The 17,339-nt window shown below is 72.5% G+C and carries 14 protein-coding genes; 6 read left to right on the top strand and 8 right to left on the bottom strand.

Going from position 1 to position 17,339, the window contains the following annotated elements; genetic code table 11:
- Positions 1-282: 282 nt before the first annotated feature.
- From HHL10_RS02105 to HHL10_RS02095, 3 genes are all read right to left on the bottom strand, one after another.
- On the bottom strand, positions 283-858 hold the full coding sequence (locus HHL10_RS02105) for a YceI family protein (protein WP_169158665.1): 576 nt from the start codon (positions 856-858) through the stop codon (positions 283-285).
- Positions 859-950: 92 nt separating this feature from the next.
- Entirely contained in the window at positions 951-1,568 is a 618-nt protein-coding gene (locus HHL10_RS02100; protein ID WP_169158664.1) for a YceI family protein, read from the bottom strand.
- 28 nt (positions 1,569-1,596) lie between these two features.
- Positions 1,597-2,139 carry a cytochrome b gene (locus HHL10_RS02095; protein ID WP_169158877.1) on the bottom strand — a complete coding sequence of 181 codons (543 nt, stop codon included), beginning with the start codon at positions 2,137-2,139 and terminating at the stop codon, positions 1,597-1,599.
- A 310-nt stretch (positions 2,140-2,449) separates the two neighbouring features.
- Between HHL10_RS02095 and HHL10_RS02090 the strand changes: the two genes are divergently transcribed.
- Together HHL10_RS02090 and HHL10_RS02085 are read left to right on the top strand one after the other, a co-directional pair.
- Positions 2,450-3,112: a lipocalin family protein gene (locus tag HHL10_RS02090; protein WP_169158663.1), complete on the top strand. Its 663-nt coding sequence runs from the start codon at positions 2,450-2,452 to the stop codon at positions 3,110-3,112.
- A 73-nt stretch (positions 3,113-3,185) separates the two neighbouring features.
- Positions 3,186-3,794, top strand: coding sequence for a BON domain-containing protein (locus HHL10_RS02085; RefSeq protein ID WP_169158662.1), 609 nt, complete (start codon positions 3,186-3,188; stop codon positions 3,792-3,794).
- Between the two features lie 288 nt (positions 3,795-4,082).
- Here the strand turns inward: HHL10_RS02085 and HHL10_RS02080 are convergent, their stop codons facing one another.
- Positions 4,083-7,646 (bottom strand): indolepyruvate ferredoxin oxidoreductase family protein, encoded by a 3,564-nt coding sequence (locus HHL10_RS02080; RefSeq protein WP_169158661.1) that lies wholly within the window; start codon positions 7,644-7,646, stop codon positions 4,083-4,085.
- Positions 7,647-7,789: 143 nt separating this feature from the next.
- Here HHL10_RS02080 and HHL10_RS02075 point away from each other — a divergent pair, with 143 nt between their 5' ends.
- From HHL10_RS02075 to HHL10_RS02060, 4 genes are all read left to right on the top strand, one after another.
- Positions 7,790-8,395, top strand: a complete 606-nt coding sequence (locus HHL10_RS02075) for an Lrp/AsnC family transcriptional regulator (protein ID WP_205832863.1) — start codon at positions 7,790-7,792, stop codon at positions 8,393-8,395.
- Between the two features lie 10 nt (positions 8,396-8,405).
- Positions 8,406-9,287 (top strand): EamA family transporter, encoded by an 882-nt coding sequence (locus tag HHL10_RS02070; protein ID WP_205832862.1) that lies wholly within the window; start codon positions 8,406-8,408, stop codon positions 9,285-9,287.
- A 222-nt stretch (positions 9,288-9,509) separates the two neighbouring features.
- Complete coding sequence (locus tag HHL10_RS02065; protein ID WP_169158660.1) at positions 9,510-10,220, top strand: sensor histidine kinase; 711 nt, start codon at positions 9,510-9,512, stop codon at positions 10,218-10,220.
- The gene (locus tag HHL10_RS02060) at positions 10,217-10,849 is read left to right on the top strand and encodes a response regulator transcription factor (protein ID WP_169158659.1); all 633 of its coding nucleotides are present in this window, start codon (positions 10,217-10,219) and stop codon (positions 10,847-10,849) included. Before HHL10_RS02065 ends, HHL10_RS02060 begins: the two co-directional genes overlap by 4 nt.
- Positions 10,850-11,138: 289 nt before the next feature.
- Here HHL10_RS02060 and HHL10_RS02055 read toward each other — a convergent pair whose 3' ends face one another.
- The 4 genes from HHL10_RS02055 to HHL10_RS02040 form a co-directional block, all read right to left on the bottom strand.
- The gene (locus HHL10_RS02055; RefSeq protein WP_169158658.1) at positions 11,139-12,425 is read right to left on the bottom strand and encodes an MFS transporter; all 1,287 of its coding nucleotides are present in this window, start codon (positions 12,423-12,425) and stop codon (positions 11,139-11,141) included.
- Between the two features lie 153 nt (positions 12,426-12,578).
- The gene (locus tag HHL10_RS02050) at positions 12,579-14,576 is read right to left on the bottom strand and encodes a sensor histidine kinase, YfiR-like protein-associated (protein ID WP_169158657.1); all 1,998 of its coding nucleotides are present in this window, start codon (positions 14,574-14,576) and stop codon (positions 12,579-12,581) included.
- 5 nt (positions 14,577-14,581) lie between these two features.
- Complete coding sequence (locus HHL10_RS02045; protein ID WP_169158656.1) at positions 14,582-15,184, bottom strand: TOL_0243 family YfiR-like periplasmic protein; 603 nt, start codon at positions 15,182-15,184, stop codon at positions 14,582-14,584.
- Positions 15,185-15,187: 3 nt separating this feature from the next.
- Entirely contained in the window at positions 15,188-17,107 is a 1,920-nt protein-coding gene (locus tag HHL10_RS02040; protein WP_310734505.1) for a TOL_0244 family TonB-dependent receptor, read from the bottom strand.
- Positions 17,108-17,339 lie beyond the last annotated feature (232 nt).

Genomic DNA, 17,339 nt, shown 5'->3' with positions numbered 1-17,339 from the left:
CCCAGCGCGGCCACCATGACGGCAAATTGCACCCAGCCTTGACTGCTCATCGCGACACTCCAGGAAGCTGAAGAAACCTTTGCGAGGAAGCTTATGCGGCGGGTGCAGACCCCTCGACGCGTCGGGCCCCGCTTGGGTGGGGCAAACCCCTAAGGGGGAACGCGGCTTGCCCAATCCCTCGATTGCGCCTGCCCGGCCGGCCCGGGCCCGGGCATGAAAAAACCCCGCGGCCTGGGCGGCGGCGGGGTGCGCGGGAAGCGGCGCGGGCCGCGGTGGCGCGGCTTACTGCTTGATGGCCTCGACCTGGATCAGCAGCTTGACGTTGTCGGGTGCGCCCATGTTCAGGCCCCAGTTCACGCCCCAGAGGCTGCGCTGCATCACGGCCTCGAAGTCGCCGCCGCAGACCTCGCGCTTGAGCATGGGGTTCTGGTAGCAGTTGAAGCGGTTGGCCTTGAGCACCAGCGGGTGGGTCTTGCCGCGCAGCGTGAGCTGGCCGGACACCTCGGTGACCTTGTCGCCGTCGAAGCTGAACTTGTCGGCCACGAACTTGGCGCTGGGGAACTGCTCGGCGGCGAAGAAGTCGTCGCTGCGCAGGTGCTTGTCGAAGGTCGGGGTGCCGCTGCTGATGGAGCCGGTCTCCAGCGTCAGCTCGACGCGGCCGGTGCGCGCGGCGCGGTCGAACTCGACGGTGCCTTCCTTCTTGTCGAAGCGGCCGCGGTTGGTCGAGGTGCCGAAGTGCGGAAACTCGAAGGTGACGAAGGTGTGCGTCGGGTCGATGGCGTAGGTGGCGGCCTGCGCGGGGGCGATGCCGGCGGCGGTCACGGCCGCCAGGGCGGCCAGGGCAAGGGTCTTCTTCATGTGCGGGTTCTGGTTTGTCGGAGTGGAACGGGAAGGCACGGCCGCGGGACGGCCGGCGTGCGGGGAGACTCGGAATCCGGGACCGGGTTCACTCACAGCGGGGCGATGCCGCTGAACGTGAGCTTGAACTTGACGGCCACGTCGTTGGCGACCATGGAGGTGTCGGCCCATTCGCCTTCGCCGATGCGGTGCTCCAGCCGCTTGAGCGTGAAGCTGCCGGTGGCTACGGTGTTGGCGCCGGCGGCGGCCAGCGTCACCGGCACGACGATGTCGCGCGTGATGCCCTTGAGCCCGAACTGGCCCGCCACCTCGAAGCGGTTGCCGCCCAGCGCCTTGACCGCGGTGGAGGTGAAGGTGGCCTGCGGGAACTTGGCGGTGTTGAACCACTCGGGCTTGACCACCTCGGCCTCGCTCTCGGGCGCGCCCATGGTGATGCTGGCCAGGTCCACCTTCAGCGCGATGCGCGCCGTCTCGGGCTTCTTGGGGTCGAACTGCACCTGGGCCTCGAAGCGGCGGAAGCGCCCGTCCACCGGCACGCCCATCTGGCGGCTGGTGAAGGCGACCTCGCTTTGCGCCGCCACCAGCTGCGCCGGGGCGGGCGCGGCGGCGGGCTTGGCGGCGGCCGGAGCCGGCTTGGCCGGGGTCTGTGCCCAGGCCGGGGCGGACAGCGCCGCGGCCAGCGCCAGCGCGGTGAGGATGCGTTGAGCCATGGGAATGTGGTTCCTTGGGGGAGGGAAGTCAGGCGCGGCCCAGGCCCATGCGGGCGAGCAGGCCGTCGCGGTCGATGAATTGATGCTTGAGCACCGCCGCCAGGTGCAGCAGCACCAGCGCGCCCAGCGTCAGCGCCAGGCCCTTGTGCCAGCCCTTGAGCAGCGCGGCGAGCTCCTTGTTCACCGGCACGAAGTCCGGCAGCGGCAGCACGCCGAACAGCACCACGGGGAAGCCCGCCGCCGAGCTGTAGGCCCAGCCCACCAGCGGCACGGCGAAGAACAGCAGGTACAGCGCATGGTGCGTGGCGTGCGCGGCCTGGCGTTGCCAAGCCGGCGCGGCCAGCTCGCTCGGACGCGGCCCGCGCAGCCGCACCAGCAGCCGCAGCGCCGACAGCGCCAGGATCACCACGCCCGCCCACTTGTGCCAGCTGTAGAGCTTCAGGCGCTGCGGCGACACCGGCAGCTCGTGCATGTACAGGCCCAGCGCGAAAGTGCCGGTGATGAGCAGGGCCAGCAGCCAGTGCAAGACCACGGCCGGGCGGCTGTAGCGGGAGACGTTGAACGTGGGCATGGACAAGAGGGGGATGTGGCGTCTTGACAAGCCCAGGAGTATCCCGGGCGGCCGGCGGGCCGGACTTCAGCGGAATTGGGGAACCGTTTCAGAAAAGCTGAACGCCTGGCGTTGATGCCGCGCAAGGAATGTGCATGCCGGGGCCGGCGTGCCGGCGCCGGCTTGTACGCCGATGCCGCATGTGCAGTGTGGGAAGCGTCCGACAGGGCCGCGCGCGGGCTGACTACAGCCAGCGTCCGGACTGCTGCCTAGAGTTGATTGCAACGCTGCGGCGCATGCCGCCCGCGGCTCGGCTTTCCAGGAGCACTCCATGCACCGCCTCGTTTCCCCGTCCACCCTGTCCCAGCGGCGCGTGCCGCGCGGCGTGCAGATGCTGCTGCTGCTGGCGGCGCTGCTGATGGCCGCCGCCGGTGCCGTACTGCACCCGGCCAATGCCACGGCCGGCGCCATCGACACCGTGCCCGCGCTGGACCTGGGCCGCTACGGCGGCGTCTGGTACGAGCTCGCGCATGGCGGCCCGCAGCCCGGCCGCCGCGGCTGCGTGACCGACGTCGTGACGCAGATGCGCCCCGAGCCCGGCCAGCGCCTGCAGCTCACCCAGCTGTGCCGCCGCCTCGATGGTCGCACCGCCACGCTGCGCGGCCTGGCATTGCCGCAGGGCCCGGCGCGCTTCGAGGTCAGCTGGCTGCCGGCCGGGTTGCGCTGGCTGCCTGCCGGGCGGCAGGACCACTGGGTGGTGGCGCTGGACCCGCAGTACCGCGTCACCGTGATCAGCGACCGCCACGGCGCGCTGCAGCGCGTGCTGGCGCGCGAGCCGCAGGTGCAGCCCGAGGCCTACGCCGCGCTGATGGCGCACCTGCGCAGCCGCGGCTTCGAGGTCGGCCACCTGGTGCCCACGCTGCAGGTCAGCACCCAGGCCGGCCCGCGGCCGGCCGTCTGGGCCGCCGCCCCGGCGCAAGCCCCGGGCGCCTGAACCCGCATCCGGCCGTTCGCAGGCGCACGGCTTGCCAACGCCCCGAACACCCATTACTTCAAGGAGTCCCGCAATGACCGAGCTGTCCCTGCGCCCCGCCGTTCTTGCCACCGCTGCCCTGGCCACCCTGCTGGCGGCCTGCAGCCCGCGTACCGAAGCCGACAAGCCGTCCGAGGCCGTGGTGACGAACCAGACCGCGCCGGCGCCGGTGGTCACCGCCTCCGACCCGGCGGCCACCGCCTCCGCGGCCATGAGCAGCGCGGCCGAGAACGTGCGGGAAGCGGCGGGTGAGGCCAAGGACAAGGCGGCTGCCGCAGCCGACACCGCCGGCGACAAGGCCGCCGCCGCGGCCGACAAGGCGGGCGACAAGATCGCCGCCGCCGCCGACACCGCGGGCGACAAGGTGGCCGCCGCAGCCGCAGCCACCAAGGAGAAGGCCGTCGAGCTGGCCGGCGACGCCAAGGACCTGGCGGGCGACGCCGCCGTCACCGCCCGCGTCAAGACCACGCTGGCCGCCGACGCCAGCCTCAAGGCGCTGGCCATCGACGTGGACACCAAGGACGGCGTGGTCAAGCTCACCGGCACCGCCCCCACCGAGGACGCCCGCAAGCACGCCACCACGCTGGTCAAGGGCATCGAGGGCGTGAAGAAGGTGGACAACCAGCTCAAGACGGCGGGGTAAGCTGAATAAAGCGCTACCGAGGAACGCAGCGGGCTATCTCGTAAGTCGAGGTGGCCCGTTTCCTACTTCGTCATTCCCGCGCAGGCGGGAACCTAGGCGGCCCCCAAGCGGCCGTGAGCCGATTGCGTGGTGCACCAAGGTGCCGTGTGATCTTGCCGGCCGTGATTCTTGCGCTCTGGTGTGGGACCGCCTGGGTCCCCGCCTGCGCGGGGATGACGGAGTAGTAGGCGAAACAGACCAACTCGCGGCCAACCGTCCAACCACTTTCTCCGGACAACCCCGCACCCTTCACGCTGCCTTCCTCACCCCACCCGCGCGCCACTGCGCCATCAATCCAGCCCACTCCTGGCGCGCCTGGGCCAGGTGCCGCGCCTTCACATGTCCGAAGCCGCGGATCTGCTGCGGGATGCGCGCGATCTGCACCGCCAGCGGCAGCGTCTGCGGCGTCAGGCCGCGCAGCAGCTCCTCGATGCAGGCGCGGTACTGCTCGATCAGCGCCCGCTCCTCGCGCCGCTCGGCGCTGCGGCCGAACACGTCCAGCGCCGTGCCGCGCAGGCCCTTCATGCGCGCCAGCAGCCTGAAGGCCTTGCGCATCCACGGCCCGTAGGACTGCTTGACCAGCTCGCCGCGCGCATTCGTCTTGGCCAGCAGCGGCGGCGCCAAGTGGTGCACCACCTTGAAGTCGCCCTCGAACATCGCGCCGATCTGCTGCTCGAAGGCCGGGTCGGTGTGCAGCCGCGCGACTTCGTACTCGTCCTTGTAGGCCATGAGCTTGAACAGCCCCTGCGCCACCGCCTCGCTCAGCCGCGTCGAGGCCAGCGGCTGCTCGGCCTCGCGCACACGCTGCACGAACTCGCGGTAGCGCTGCGCATAGGCCGCGTCCTGGTAGCCGGTGAGGAAGTCCACGCGGCGCTCGACCAGCTCCTCCAACGCCGGGCGCCGCACGATGCTGATCACCTGCGCCGCCTGGAACAGCGCCTGCACCGCGGCCAGGTCATGCGCGCAGCGCCGGCCCCACTCGAAGGCGCGCAGGTTCTTCTCCACCTGCACGCCGTTGAGCTCGATGGCGCGGCGCAGCGAGGCGCGCTGCAGCGGCAGGCGCCCCATCTGCCAGGCCACGCCCAGCAGCAGCGGGTTGGTGTAGATCGAGTCGCCCAGCAGCTTCACCGCCACCTGCTCGGCGTCGAAGGCGAAGAGCCGCTCGCGCCCGACCTGCTGCGCGATCGTGTCCTGGCACGGGCCCAGCGGGAACTGCCAGTCGGGCTGGTGCACGAAGGCGGCCGTCGGGGCGCCATGGCTGTTGAGCGCCACGCCGGTGCGGCCCGGGTGCATCACCGCCAGCGTCGCCGGCAGCGCCGCCACGATGGCGTCGCAGGCGATCACCAGGTCGGCCTTGGCCATGTCCACCTTGGTGGTGTGGATCGCCTCCTGGGTGTCGGCGATCTGCACATGGCTCCAGGTGGCGCCGCCTTTCTGCGCCAGGCCGGCGGCGTCCTGCGTGACGATGCCCTTGCCCTCCAGGTGCGCCGCCATGCCCAGCAGCTGGCCGATGGTGATCACGCCCGTGCCGCCAACGCCGGCGACCACCACGCCCCAGGCCTGCGCGGCGTCGGGCAGCGCCGGCTCGGGAATGGGCGGCAACGCCTCGGGGTCCTGCGCCTGGTCGGGCTTGGGCTTCTTCAGCGTGCCGCCTTCCACCGTCACGAAGCTGGGGCAGAAGCCCTGGGTGCAGGAGTAGTCCAGGTTGCAGCTGTTCTGGTTGATGCGGCGCTTGCGGCCGAACTCGGTCTCGACCGGCTCCACCGACAGGCAGTTGCTCTTGTCGCTGCAGTCGCCGCAGCCCTCGCACACCGCCTCGTTGATCACCACGCGCTTGCTCGGCTCCTGCATGGTCCCGCGCTTGCGGCGGCGGCGCTTTTCGGTCGCGCAGGTCTGGGCGTAGATCAGCACCGTGCAGCCCGGCACCTCGCGCAGCTCGCGCTGCACCTCGTCCAGTTCCTGGCGCTCGCGCACGGTGACGCCCGCGGCCAGGCCCGGCATGGCGCGGTAGGCCTCGGGCGTGTCGCTGACGATGACGATGCGCTTGACGCCCTCGGCCTGCAGCTCCTGCGTCATCTCCGGCACGCGCATCTGGCCTTCCACCGGCTGGCCGCCGGTCATGGCCACGGCGTCGTTGAACAGGATCTTGTAAGTGATGTTCACCCCCGCGGCGATGGACTGGCGGATCGCCAGCAGCCCGGAGTGGTGGTAGGTGCCGTCGCCCAGGTTGGCGAACACGTGCGGCTCGGTGGTGAAGGGCGCCTGGCCGACCCAGGACACGCCTTCGCCGCCCATTTGCGTGAAGGTGCTGGTGGCGCGGTCCATCCAGGTGACCATGTAGTGGCAGCCGATGCCCGCCACCGCGCGCGAGCCCTCGGGCACGCGGGTGCTGGTGTTGTGCGGACAGCCGCTGCAGAACCACGGCTTGCGCTCCGCCGCCGGCGCCGCGCCCGGCGTCTCCAGCGCCAGCAGGCTCTTCTCCCTGGCCTCGATCACCGCCAGCCGCGCGTCCATGCGCGCGGCGGTGTCGGCATCCACGCCCAGCTTCTTCAGCCGCCTGGCGATGGCCTTGGCGATGAGGGCCGGCGTCAGGTCGGCCTTGGCGCGCAGCAGCCAGTTGTCGCTGGGGTTCGGGCGGCTCCACTCGCCGCCGCTCAAGTCGCCCTCGGGCTCGTCGAACTTGCCCAGCACGTTGGGCCGCACGTCGGGGCGCCAGTTGTAGAGCTCTTCCTTGATCTGGTACTCGATGACCTGGCGCTTCTCTTCCACCACCAGGATCTCCTGCAGCCCCTCGGCGAAGCTGCGGGTGATGTTGGCCTCCAGCGGCCACACCACGTTGACCTTGTGCAGCCGCACCCCCAGGCGCCGGCAGCTGTCCTCGTCCAGGCCCAGGTCGGACAGCGCCTGGCGCGTGTCGTTGAAGGCCTTGCCGCTGGCGATGATCCCGAAGCGGTCGTGCGGGCCGCGGATCACGTCGTGGTTGAGCTTGTTGGCGCGCACGTAGGCCAGGGCCGCGTACCACTTGTGGTCCATCAGCCGCGCCTCCTGCACCAGCGGCGGGTCGGGCCAGCGGATGTGCAGCCCGCCGGGGGGCATCTCGAAATCCTCGGGCAGCACGATCTGCACGCGGTCCGGGGCGATGTCCACCGAGGTGCTGGACTCCACCACCTCCTGGATCGTCTTCATGCCGGCCCACAGCCCCGAGAAGCGGCTCATGGCCCAGGCGTGCAGGCCCATGTCGAGGATGTCCTGCACGCTGGAGGGGAAGAACACCGGCAGGCCGCAGGCCTTGAACACGTGGTCGCTCTGGTGCGGCGCGGTGGAGCTCTTGGACACATGGTCGTCGCCGGCCACCGCGATCACCCCGCCGTGGCGCGCCGTGCCCGCGAGGTTGGCGTGCTTGAACACGTCCACGCTGCGGTCCACGCCCGGCCCCTTGCCGTACCAGAGGCCGAACACGCCGTCGAACTTCTTCTGGTCCGGGTAGAGATCGAGCTGCTGCGTGCCCCACACCGCCGTGGCGGCCAGCTCCTCGTTCACGCCGGGCTGGAACACCACCTGGTGCGCCGCCAGGTGCTTCCTGGCCGACCACAGCGCCTGATCCACCCCGCCCAGCGGGCTGCCGCGGTAGCCGCTGACGAAGCCGGCGGTGTTCAGGCCGGCCAGGGCGTCGCGCTGCTGCTGCAGCATCGGCAGCCGTACCAGCGCCTGCACGCCGCTCATGAAGGCGTGTCCGCGCTCCAGCGCGTACTTGTCTTCCAGCGTCACCTTTTCCAGCGCGAGGCGTACGGCTTCAGGCAAAGGGGCGTTCATGGCGGTTCCTCGGTGGGCTGCAATCGATGCGCGAAGTCTAGGTTTTGACCTCCGGCAAGGGCTTTCGTTCTTTGCGCCAATCCATGTCAGTTGAGCAACGATCTTTCTCGACAATGCGGACTTGAGAAAGAAAAGGATCGGAAATGACGAATTCAGGGAAAACCCGGAGCCCTGTCGGCACGCCGGCGGCGCCCAGGGGCGCGGCATCGGGCGTGCCGGGAGCGGTGGCTGCGCCGGGCGGCGAGACGGTGGCGGGGCTGGACCGCTACGACGTGGCGATCCTGGACGAGCTGCAGCGCGACGCGCGGTTGTCCAACGCCGAGCTGGCCGAGCGCATCGGGCTGTCGGCGGCGCCGACTTGGCGGCGCGTGAAGGCGCTGGAGCAGCGCGGCGTGATCAAGGGCTACCGTGCCGAGATCGACCGGCGCCGCATCGGCCTGGGCGTGCTGGCCTTCGTGCGGGTGGATGCCGACCGCAACACCGGCACCGCCACGCGCGAGCTGGAGGAGGCGCTGCGGCGGCTGCCCGAGGTCACGGCCTGCCACTACATCAGCGGCGCGGGCACTTTCGAGCTGCAGGTGCTGGCCACCGACCTGGACGCCTTCTCGCGCTTCGCCACCGGCACGCTGCTGAACCTGCCCAACGTGAAGGACATCCACACGAGCTTCTCGCTGGGCGACGTCAAGGCCGGCGCGGCGCTGCCGCTGGCGCACCTGGGGCCGCGCGCCTCCGGGCCGCGCCAGGGCTGAGGGCGTGCGCATGCGGATGTCTCTTCCCTGGCGCCACGCGCTGCTGGCCCTGGCCGTGGTGGCGGTGTGGGGCAGCAACTTCGTCGTCATCAAGATCGCGCTGGCGGCGCTGCCGCCGCTGACCCTGGCCGCGCTGCGCTTCGCGCTGGCCTTCGCGCCGGCGGCCCTCTTCATCGCACGCCCGGCCGTGCCCTGGCGGCTGCTGGCGGCCTACGGGCTGCTCATCGGCGCGGGGCAGTTCGGGCTGCTCTTCGTCGCCATGACGCGCCATATCACGCCGGGCCTGGCCTCGCTGGTGGTGCAGACGCAGGTGTTCTTCACCATCGCGCTGGCCACCCTGGCGCAGGGCGAGCGGCTGCGCGCGCGCCAGGGCGCGGCGCTGGTGCTGGCGGGCGCGGGGCTGGTGCTCATCGGCGTGCGCGGCGGCGGCGAGGCCACGCCGCTGGGCCTGGCGCTGGTGCTGGGCGCGGCGCTGGCCTGGGCCGGCGGCAACACCGTGAGCCGGCGCGCCGGGCGCGTGAACATGCTGGCGGTGGTGGTGTGGTCCAGCGTCTTTGCCGTGCCGCCGCTGCTGGCGCTGTCGCTGCTGTTCGAGGGGCCGCAGGCCGTCGCGGCCGGCTTGGCGCGCGCCGACGCCGGCACCTGGGCCGCCGTGGCCTGGCAGGCGCTGGGCAACAGCCTCTTCGGCTACGCCGCCTGGGGCTGGCTGCTGGCGCGGCACCCGGCGGCCACCGTCGCGCCCACGGCGCTGCTGGTGCCGGTGTTCGGCATGGGCGCCTCGGCCTGGTGGCTGCACGAGCCGCTGCCGGCCTGGAAGCTGGGCGCTGCGGCGCTGGTGGTGGGGGGCCTGGCCCTCAACCTGTGGCCGGGCAGGGCCGCGGCGCGGCACTGAGACAACGGTCACACGGCGGCGCCTCCCTTGGCATGGGGCTTGCGCAACGACGCGCATGTTTCCCTTGCCTGCCCCGACCCCACGCTCCGTGCTTTCTCGCCGGCCTTCCGGCATCGCGCCCGCCCGTCAAGTCCGCACCGCGCTGGAGCCGCAGGGCGCACGCTCGCAGGGCAGGGGCACCGCGTCGGTGCCATGGGTATCGGGCCGCACCGGGGTGCGCGCATGAACGCGCTGCTCCACCCCGACAGCGACACCCTGGCGCGGCTGCGCGGGCTGCTGCAGCACACCGAGGCGCAGCACGCGCGCCAGCAGGCGCAGCTGGCGCAGCAGCTCCACGGCGAGCTCGGCGCGCTGCTGGTGGCGGTGAAGCTGGAGCTGGGCTGGGTCGAGCGCCGCTTGGCCGAGCAGCCCGACTTGGCGGGCAAGTGCGCCAGCCTGGGCGGCTTGCTGGACGCTGCCGTCCAGAACCTCACCCGCATGGCGGAGACCTTGCGTCCGCGCCTGCTGGAGTGGCCGGGCCTGTGGTCGGCGCTGGAGTGGCTGGCGCACGACTTCGCGCAGCGCCACGGCCTGCATCCCGACGTGCGCATGCACGTGCAGGCCGGCGTGGAGCTGCCGCCTTCGGCGCAGGATTGGGCCGACGCCGTCTACCGCAGCGCCGAGGCGCTGCTGGACAACGTGGCGCGCCATGCGCGGGCCGAGCGGCTGCGCGTGCGGCTGTACGTGGAGGCGCCGCCGGCGGGCCTGCTGCTGCTGGAGGTGGGCGACGACGGCGTGGGCATCGATCCCGCGGCGCTGGCGCGGGGCTGGGGCCTGCTGGCGCTGCGCGAGCGCGTGGCGCATTGGGGCGGCCGGCTGCAGATCGCGAGCCGGCCCGGCGAGGGCACCACGGTACGCGTGCGGCTGCCGCTGCCCCAGGGAGAAGGCTCATGATCCGCGCCCTGCTGTGCGACGCGCACCCGCTGGTGCGCCAGGCGCTGCGCCAGGTGCTGGCCGAGGCCGGCATCGACACGGCCGCCGAGGCACCCGACGGCGCCGAGGTGCTGCGCCTGGTGCTGGCGGCCGAGCAGCCCTTCGACGTGGTGCTGATGGACATCGAAATGCCCTACCGCGACGGGCTGGACCTGCTGCGCCGCCTGCGCAGCGAGTGCCCGCGCCTGCCGGTGCTGATGCTTTCCGCCTTCTCCGACAAGCAGTACGCCGTGCGCAGCCTGAAACTCGGCGCTGCCGGCTGCCTGAGCAAGACGGCCGACGCCGCGCAGATGCTCGCGGCCGTGCGCACCGCCATGGGCGGCGGCCTGCACATCCCGCCCGACGTGGGCGCGCAGCTCGACGGCGCGCTGGAGCGCCGCGGCCGCCCCCCGCTGCGCCAGCGGCTGTCGCCGCGCGAGATCGAGGTGCTGCGCCTGCTGGCCTCGGGCCGCTCGGTGGCCGAGATCGCCGCGCAGCTGGAGCTCACTGCGCACGCCGTGGCCGAGTGCCGCGCCCAGCTCATGGCGCTCACCGGCATGCGCAACGACGTGGAGCTGGCGCTCTATGCGGTGCGGGAGGCGGTGGTGTAGGAGCACCGGGACACGACAGGGGCGACTGTCCGGGAAAAGATAAGAACCTTCGTTGGCCCAGAGGCTCAAGCGCTGCGCCTCCTACTTCGTCATTCCCGCGAAGGCGGGAACCCAGGCGGTCCCACGTCGGAACGCGAGAGACGGCGCAGGCATCCGACTCCAGTCCCTCGGCGCGCCGCTCAAGCCGCTCACGGCGGCTTGGGGACCGCCTGGGTCCCCGCCTGCGCGGGGATGACGAGGTAGTAAAGGAAGCAGGCCAGCTAACGGCCGACGCCCGGCCCCTTCAGGCCTACCCCTGCAGCTCCACGTGCCGGCAGGCCCGCCACAGCGTCAGGTCGTAGCCGATCTTGAGCAGCCCGCACAGCAGCAGCGGCAGCGCCGTGAAGCCGCCGGCCAGCAGTGCCGCGCTCAGGCTCGGGCTCAGCGCCGCGGCCAGGCTGCGCGGCACGGCGGTGAAGCTGGCCGCGGCGGTGCGCTCCGCCGGCGTGACCACCGCCATCACGAAGGCGCCGCGCGCGGGCACGTCCATCTGCGACAGCGCCGCGCGCACCAGCAGCAGCCCCAGCGCCAGCGGCAGGCCCGGCGCCAGCGCCGCCAGCACCAGGCAGACGTTGGCCGGCAGGTGCGTGAACACCATGGTGTGGAGCAGCCCGATGCGCCGGGCCAGCCGCGGCGCCGCCAGTTGCGAGGCCGCGCTCAGCAGCCCGGTGGCGAAGAAGAACAGCCCCGCCTGCGCCGGCTGCAAGCCAAAACGCTGCAGCAGCCACAGCGCCAGCAGCGAGTTCACCAGCAGCCCGCCGGCAAAGGAATCCACGCTGAACAGCAGCGCCAGCCGCAGCACCAGCGGGCGCGAGGGTCCCAGCGCGCCGACCCGCTCGGCGCGCGGCGCCTGGTGTGCGCTTGTCGCCGCGCCGTCTGCTGCAGCGGCGCCATCGCCGGCCGGCAACCGCCCGTACAGCGCCCACAGTGCCAGTCCCAGCAGGCCGTAAATGAAAAACATCAGCCGCAGCCCGGTCAGCGGCTCCAGGCCGAGCCGGGTGAGGAGCTGCGGCAGGCCCGCGCCCAGGGCGCCGACGGCGGCGCAGGCCGCCGCCAGCACGCTGTAGCGGGCGAACAGCGCCGTGCGCGCCTCGCCGCGCGCCGCCTGCGCCAGCCGGGCGTGCTCCAGCGGCAGGAACACGCTGACGTCGCCCGAGCTGGGATTGAGCGTGCCGACGAAGGCCAGCACCAGCAGCGGCGCCAGGCCGTCCAGGAAAGTGAAACCCACGCCGGTGGCGGCCATCAGCAGCGCGGCGCCACGCAGCAGCTGCCGCGGCGCCCAGCGGTGGCCCCAGGCGCCCACGGCCAGCGTCGCCAGCGCCGAGCCCAGCAGCGTGGCCGTGCTCAGCACGCCCACCGTCAGCGGGCTGAAGCCCAGCGCCAGCAGGTACGCGGGCAGCAGCACCGCCAGTGCGCCGTCGGCCAGCGCCCGCAGCGCGCGCGCCAGCAACAGCGCCCGGGCCCAGGGTGCCACGCCGGCGGGCAGCAGCGCCCAGGCGGCACGGCGCGGGGTGGGCGTGGCGGCGGGTTGGGGCATGTGCGGGACAGGCGCAGGAAGAGGGCTGGGCGGACAGCGGCGTGGTGCCTCGTTCGATGCCTTGATCGCAGCTGAAATATTCCTTCGTCATGCCCGCGGGGACAGGCTTCGCGGGTGGGACGGGCTTCTTTCAGCCACTGGCAAGGATGAGCCTCAGACCCGTTCCGGGCGGCGCCCGTGCTCCAGCGCCGCGTCCACCGCGGCCAGCAGCTCGGCCGGATCGACGGGCTTGGTGAGGTAGCGGAAGTAGCCCCGGGCCAGCCCCTGCTCCACGGCCTCGGGCATGGCGTCGGCGGTGAGCGCGATGACGGGAATGTGCGTGGTGGCCGGGTCCTGGTGCAGCAGCGCCTGCGCCTCGTGGCCGCTCATGCCGGGCATGTGGTTGTCCATCAGGATGACCTGCGGCTTGTGCGCGCGCGCCAGCGCCACGCCGGTCTCGCCGTCGCGCGCGGTCAGCAGCCGCAGCTCCGGGCGCGCGGCCAGGATGGCTTCCACCAGTTGCAGGTTGGTGGGGTTGTCCTCCACGCACAGCACGGTGGCGAGCTGCGCGTTGGCGGGCGCTGCGCCGGCGGCCTGGGCCGGCTGCTGCGGCGTGGGCAGGCTCTGTAGCTGGGCCAGCGGCAGCTCCACCCAGAACTCGCTGCCCTGGCCGGGCACGCTGTGCACGCCGATGTGGCCGGCCATCAGCTCCACCAGCCGCTTCGTCACCACCAGCCCGATGCCCGTGCCCTCCTGCGAGCCTCCCTCCTGGCCCAGGCGGTTGAAGGGCTGGAACAGCAGCTGCAGCTGCTCGGGCCGCAGCCCCGCGCCGGTATCGTGCACGCTGATGCGCAGCGCCGCGTTGGCGTGCGCGCACGCCACCCGCACCGTGCCGCCGTCGCGGTTGTACTTGACGGCGTTGGACAGCAGGTTGAGCAGTACCTGCTTGAGCCGCGTGCGATCGGCCATCACCGCCTCGCCGCCCGACTCGGGGAAGTGCAGCGTGATGCCGCGGCGCGTGGCCAGCGGCTCGATCATGGTGCGGCACTCGGCCAGCACCTCGTCCAGGCGCACCGGCTCCAGCGACAGCGACACGCGCCCGGCCTCGATCTGCGCCAGGTTCAGGATCTCGTTGATGAGCGACAGCAGGTGCCGCCCGGCGCCCACGATGTGCTCGGTGAAGAGCTTGAGCCGCTCCGGCGGCGCGCCGGTGTCGGCGGCCAGCAGCTGGCCGAAGCCGATGATGGCGTTGAGCGGCGTGCGCAGCTCGTGGCTCATGCTGGAGAGGAACTCGGACTTGGCGCGGTTGGCCTGCTGCGCCGCGGCGCTGGCCGCGGCCAGCTCGCGGTTGGAGGCCTCCAGCTGCGCCGTGCGCTCCTGCACGCGCTGCTCCAGCTCCTGGTTGAGGCGCATCACCTCCTGCTGCGCCGAGCGGCGCTCCTCGACCTCGCGCGCCTTGTCGCGGTTGGAGGCCTCCAGGGCGCGGGTGCGCTGCTCGATCTCGGCCAGCATCTCGTTGAAGGCCTGCGCCAGCGCGCCGATCTCGTCGTCGCTCAGGCGCCGCGCGCGGCGCGTGTAGTCGCGCTGGCGCACCACGTCCTGGGCCACGTCGGCGATCTCCAGCACCGGCGCCGTCACCAGGCGCTGCAGCCGTGCCGACAGCAGCAGCGCCACCAGCATGGCAATGAGCGTCACGCCCGCGGCGATGGAGGTGTAGTTGAGCAGCCGGTCGTAGAGCTCGTAGCGGGCGCGCACGAACACCGTGCCCACGAGCTGGCCGTCGTCGCGGATGGGGGCGAACACCAGCAGCTCGCTGCCCTCCACGCGCGCGCCGCCGGGCTGCGGCGCGGCGGGCACGCGCGCCGGGCCCGGGTCGGCGCCGTAGCTGGCGAAGAGCCGGCCCCGGGCCGTGTAGATGGCCGCGGCGCGCACCTTGGGCTGCAGGCGCAGCAGCGCCAGGTTTTCGCCGGCCACGCGCGGGTCGTCGAAGCTCAGCGCCGCGGCGCTGGCGCTGCCCACCAGCTCGGCCTGGGCCGTGACGTCATCGACCCAGCTCTGGTGGTAGGCGCGCAGGTCGTAGCCGATCATGGCGCCCAGCGCCACCACCACCGCCACCAGCGTGGTCAGCAGCATCACGGACAGCAGCTTGCGCCGCAGCGAGGAGCGCCACATGCGAGTCAGCTCCTGAGCACCCGGCGCGCCACCGACAGCAGCCGCGCGCTGATCTTGAGCTGGCTGGCCTCGGCCGGCGCCAGCGCGATGTCGAAACGGACCTTGTTGTCCACGATCACGAAATTGATCATTCCCCCCAGGGCCAGCGCCTGTTCCGATTCCGTCACCGTCAGCAGCGGACGTCCGCGCGCCAGGGCCAGGGTATCGGCAAGCTGGCCGTTGTGGGAGCGCGCGATGAAAAGCAGGTGCGTGCCGCCGGGGACATCGGCCCGCTCCAGGCGCCGCACCTGCACCGGGCGCCCTTCCACCGTGGCGGCCGAGGCCGCGCGCTCCACCTCGTCGGCCACCGCGTCGGGGGCGACCACGCCGATGACGAAAGGGCTCTCGCGGCTCTCGAACACCGCCGCCGGCCATTCCACGTAGCTGCCGAACTTGACCAGGAAGGCGGCCTTGACCTGGTACTCCGCCACCGGCTGTGCCCCTGCGGGCAGCAGCCCCAGCAGCCCCAGCATCCCCGTCAGCAGCAACAGGACGGGCCGCCGCGCCGCGCAACGGCCCGCAAGCGGGCGGCGCGGCGCGGCGTGGGGCTGGCCGGTGTCGTCCGCCATCGCCTAGAGGGCGTCGTGCTGCAGCACCAGCTGCAGGAACACGCTGCGCCCGATCTCGCTGCGGGTGCGCAGCTGGCCGAACTCGCCGTGGCCGCCGCCCAGCGCGTTCTGCACCGCCAGCGACCATTCCAGCCCGGGGCGCGGGCGCCAGCCCAGCCGCAGGTCCAGCGCCACGTAGGCGGGCACGGCCGGGTCGGCCAGCGCCGAGACGCCGCGCAGCGTGAGGTCGAACTCGGTGCGCCGCGGCAGGTCGAGCTGCGAGCGCAGCATCCACTGCCGCGCCGGGGTGGAGCCTTCGGCGAAGGACACGTTGCCGGCATCGGCGTAGCCGGGGCTGGCGTGCAGGTCCTGCCAGGTGCGGTTGAAGCCCCCGTGCAGCCGCCAGTTCGGCCGCAGCTGCCAGCTGCCCCACAGCTCCACGCCGCGGATGCGGCCGTCCAGCCCGTTGGCGAACACCAGCTCGGAGCCGCTGAGCTGCAGCGAGCGCAGCCGCTCGTACTGGGCCTGGTAGACGGTGGCGGAGGCGCTGATGCCGGGGCCGGGCTGGCCGCGCCAGCCCAGCTCGGCCACGCGCGCCACCTCGCTCAGGAAATCGGGGTTGCCGCTCACGGGCAGGATGCCGCCCGGCGCCTGGGCCGAGGGCGGCCGGCCGGGGTTGAACACGTCGCGGTCCAGCCGCGTGGGCCCGCGCACGGTGCGCGACAGCGCGCCCCATACCAGCTGCGAGGGCGCCGGATGCCAGGCCAGCCGCGCGCTGGGCAGGTATTCCACGCCGGTGTAGGCGTTGCGCTCGGCGCGCGCGCCCAGCGTCAGGCGCAGGTCCTCGCGCAGCGTGATCTCGTCCTGCGCGAACAGGCTGTAGCTCACCTGGCGCAGCCGCGCGGGCCGCATCACCAGGTCGGGCCCGGTGAAGTTGTCGGTGTCCTGGCGCAGCTCCGCGCCCCACACCACGGCATGGCGCGCTCCGGCCTGCAGCGCGTGCTGCAGCTGCAGGTCCAGCGTGTCGAGCGTGTCGCGGAAGCCCAGGCGGCGCTCGGTGCGGTCGTAGTAGCCCTGCACCGTCAGCGACTGGTTGTGGCCGAGCTGGCGCTCCCAGCGCGCGAGCACATGGCCGCCGCTGAAGCGCGTGGAGCCGACCTGGATCGGGGCGCCGGGGATTTCCACCGCGCCGGGGATCGGTGCCTCGCGCTGCCCCAGGTAGGCCTGCGCCTGCAGCATGGCGCGGCTCAGGCCGCTGTCCCAGTCGGTGCGCGCGCCGATCTGCTCCACGTGCCCGGCATCGCCGGCGGACTCGCCAGCGGCGGTGTGGGTGCGCTCGTAGCGCACATGGCGCGCCCACAGCCGCAGCGGTCGGTCGGCATCGCCGCCCAGGTCCAGGCCCTGGCGCAGCGACAGGCCGTGCTCGCGGTTGCCCGCGCCGGCCGCCAGCTCGAAGCCGCGCGTCTGCGTGGCCGGGCGGGTGATGACGTTGATGACGCCATTGACCGCGTTGACGCCCCACAGCGTGCCGCCGGGCCCGCTGATGACCTCGATGCGCTCCACGTCCTGCAGCGGCAGCTGCTGCGCGTCCCAGAACACGCCGCCGAAGAGGGGCGTGTACACCGAGCGCCCGTCGATGAGCACCAGCAGCTTGTTGGCGGTGTTGCTGTTGAAGCCGCGGCTGGTCACGGCATGGAAGGCGGCGCTCAGGCGCGCCACCTGCAGGTTGGGCGCCAGGCGCAGCGCCTCGGGCAGCGAGGTGGCGCCGCTGCGGCGGATGTCCTCGGCCGTGATCACGAACACCGACGCCGGCGCGTCCGACAGCCGCTCGGCGCGGCGCGACACCGAGGTGACCTCGATGTTGCCCAGCTCCTCCAGCGTCAGCTCCGACAGCCTCAGCGACGGCGTCTGGGCGCAGGCGCAGGACGCCGCCAGCGCCAGCACGCCTCCATACCAACCGCGTAGACCACGACCCACCATGCATGTCCCCGGATGCCGTAAAGCGCGGCAACGCCGGGCAAGCGGCTCGCGCATCGTCAAGGCGGCGGGAGCAGGCCCCGCCGTGTCGGGGATCATAAGGGGGGGTTGTTGACGCCTCCTTGACGCGTCGCCGGGGTGCAACGAGTCGTTCGACACCGGCTGCGCTATGCCCGGACGGTGGGACGGAGACCGCCGC

The organism is Azohydromonas caseinilytica, from assembly GCF_012927045.1.
Lineage (GTDB): Bacteria > Pseudomonadota > Gammaproteobacteria > Burkholderiales > Burkholderiaceae_C > Azohydromonas > Azohydromonas caseinilytica.
This window is presented reverse-complemented; position numbering and strand designations above follow the sequence as displayed.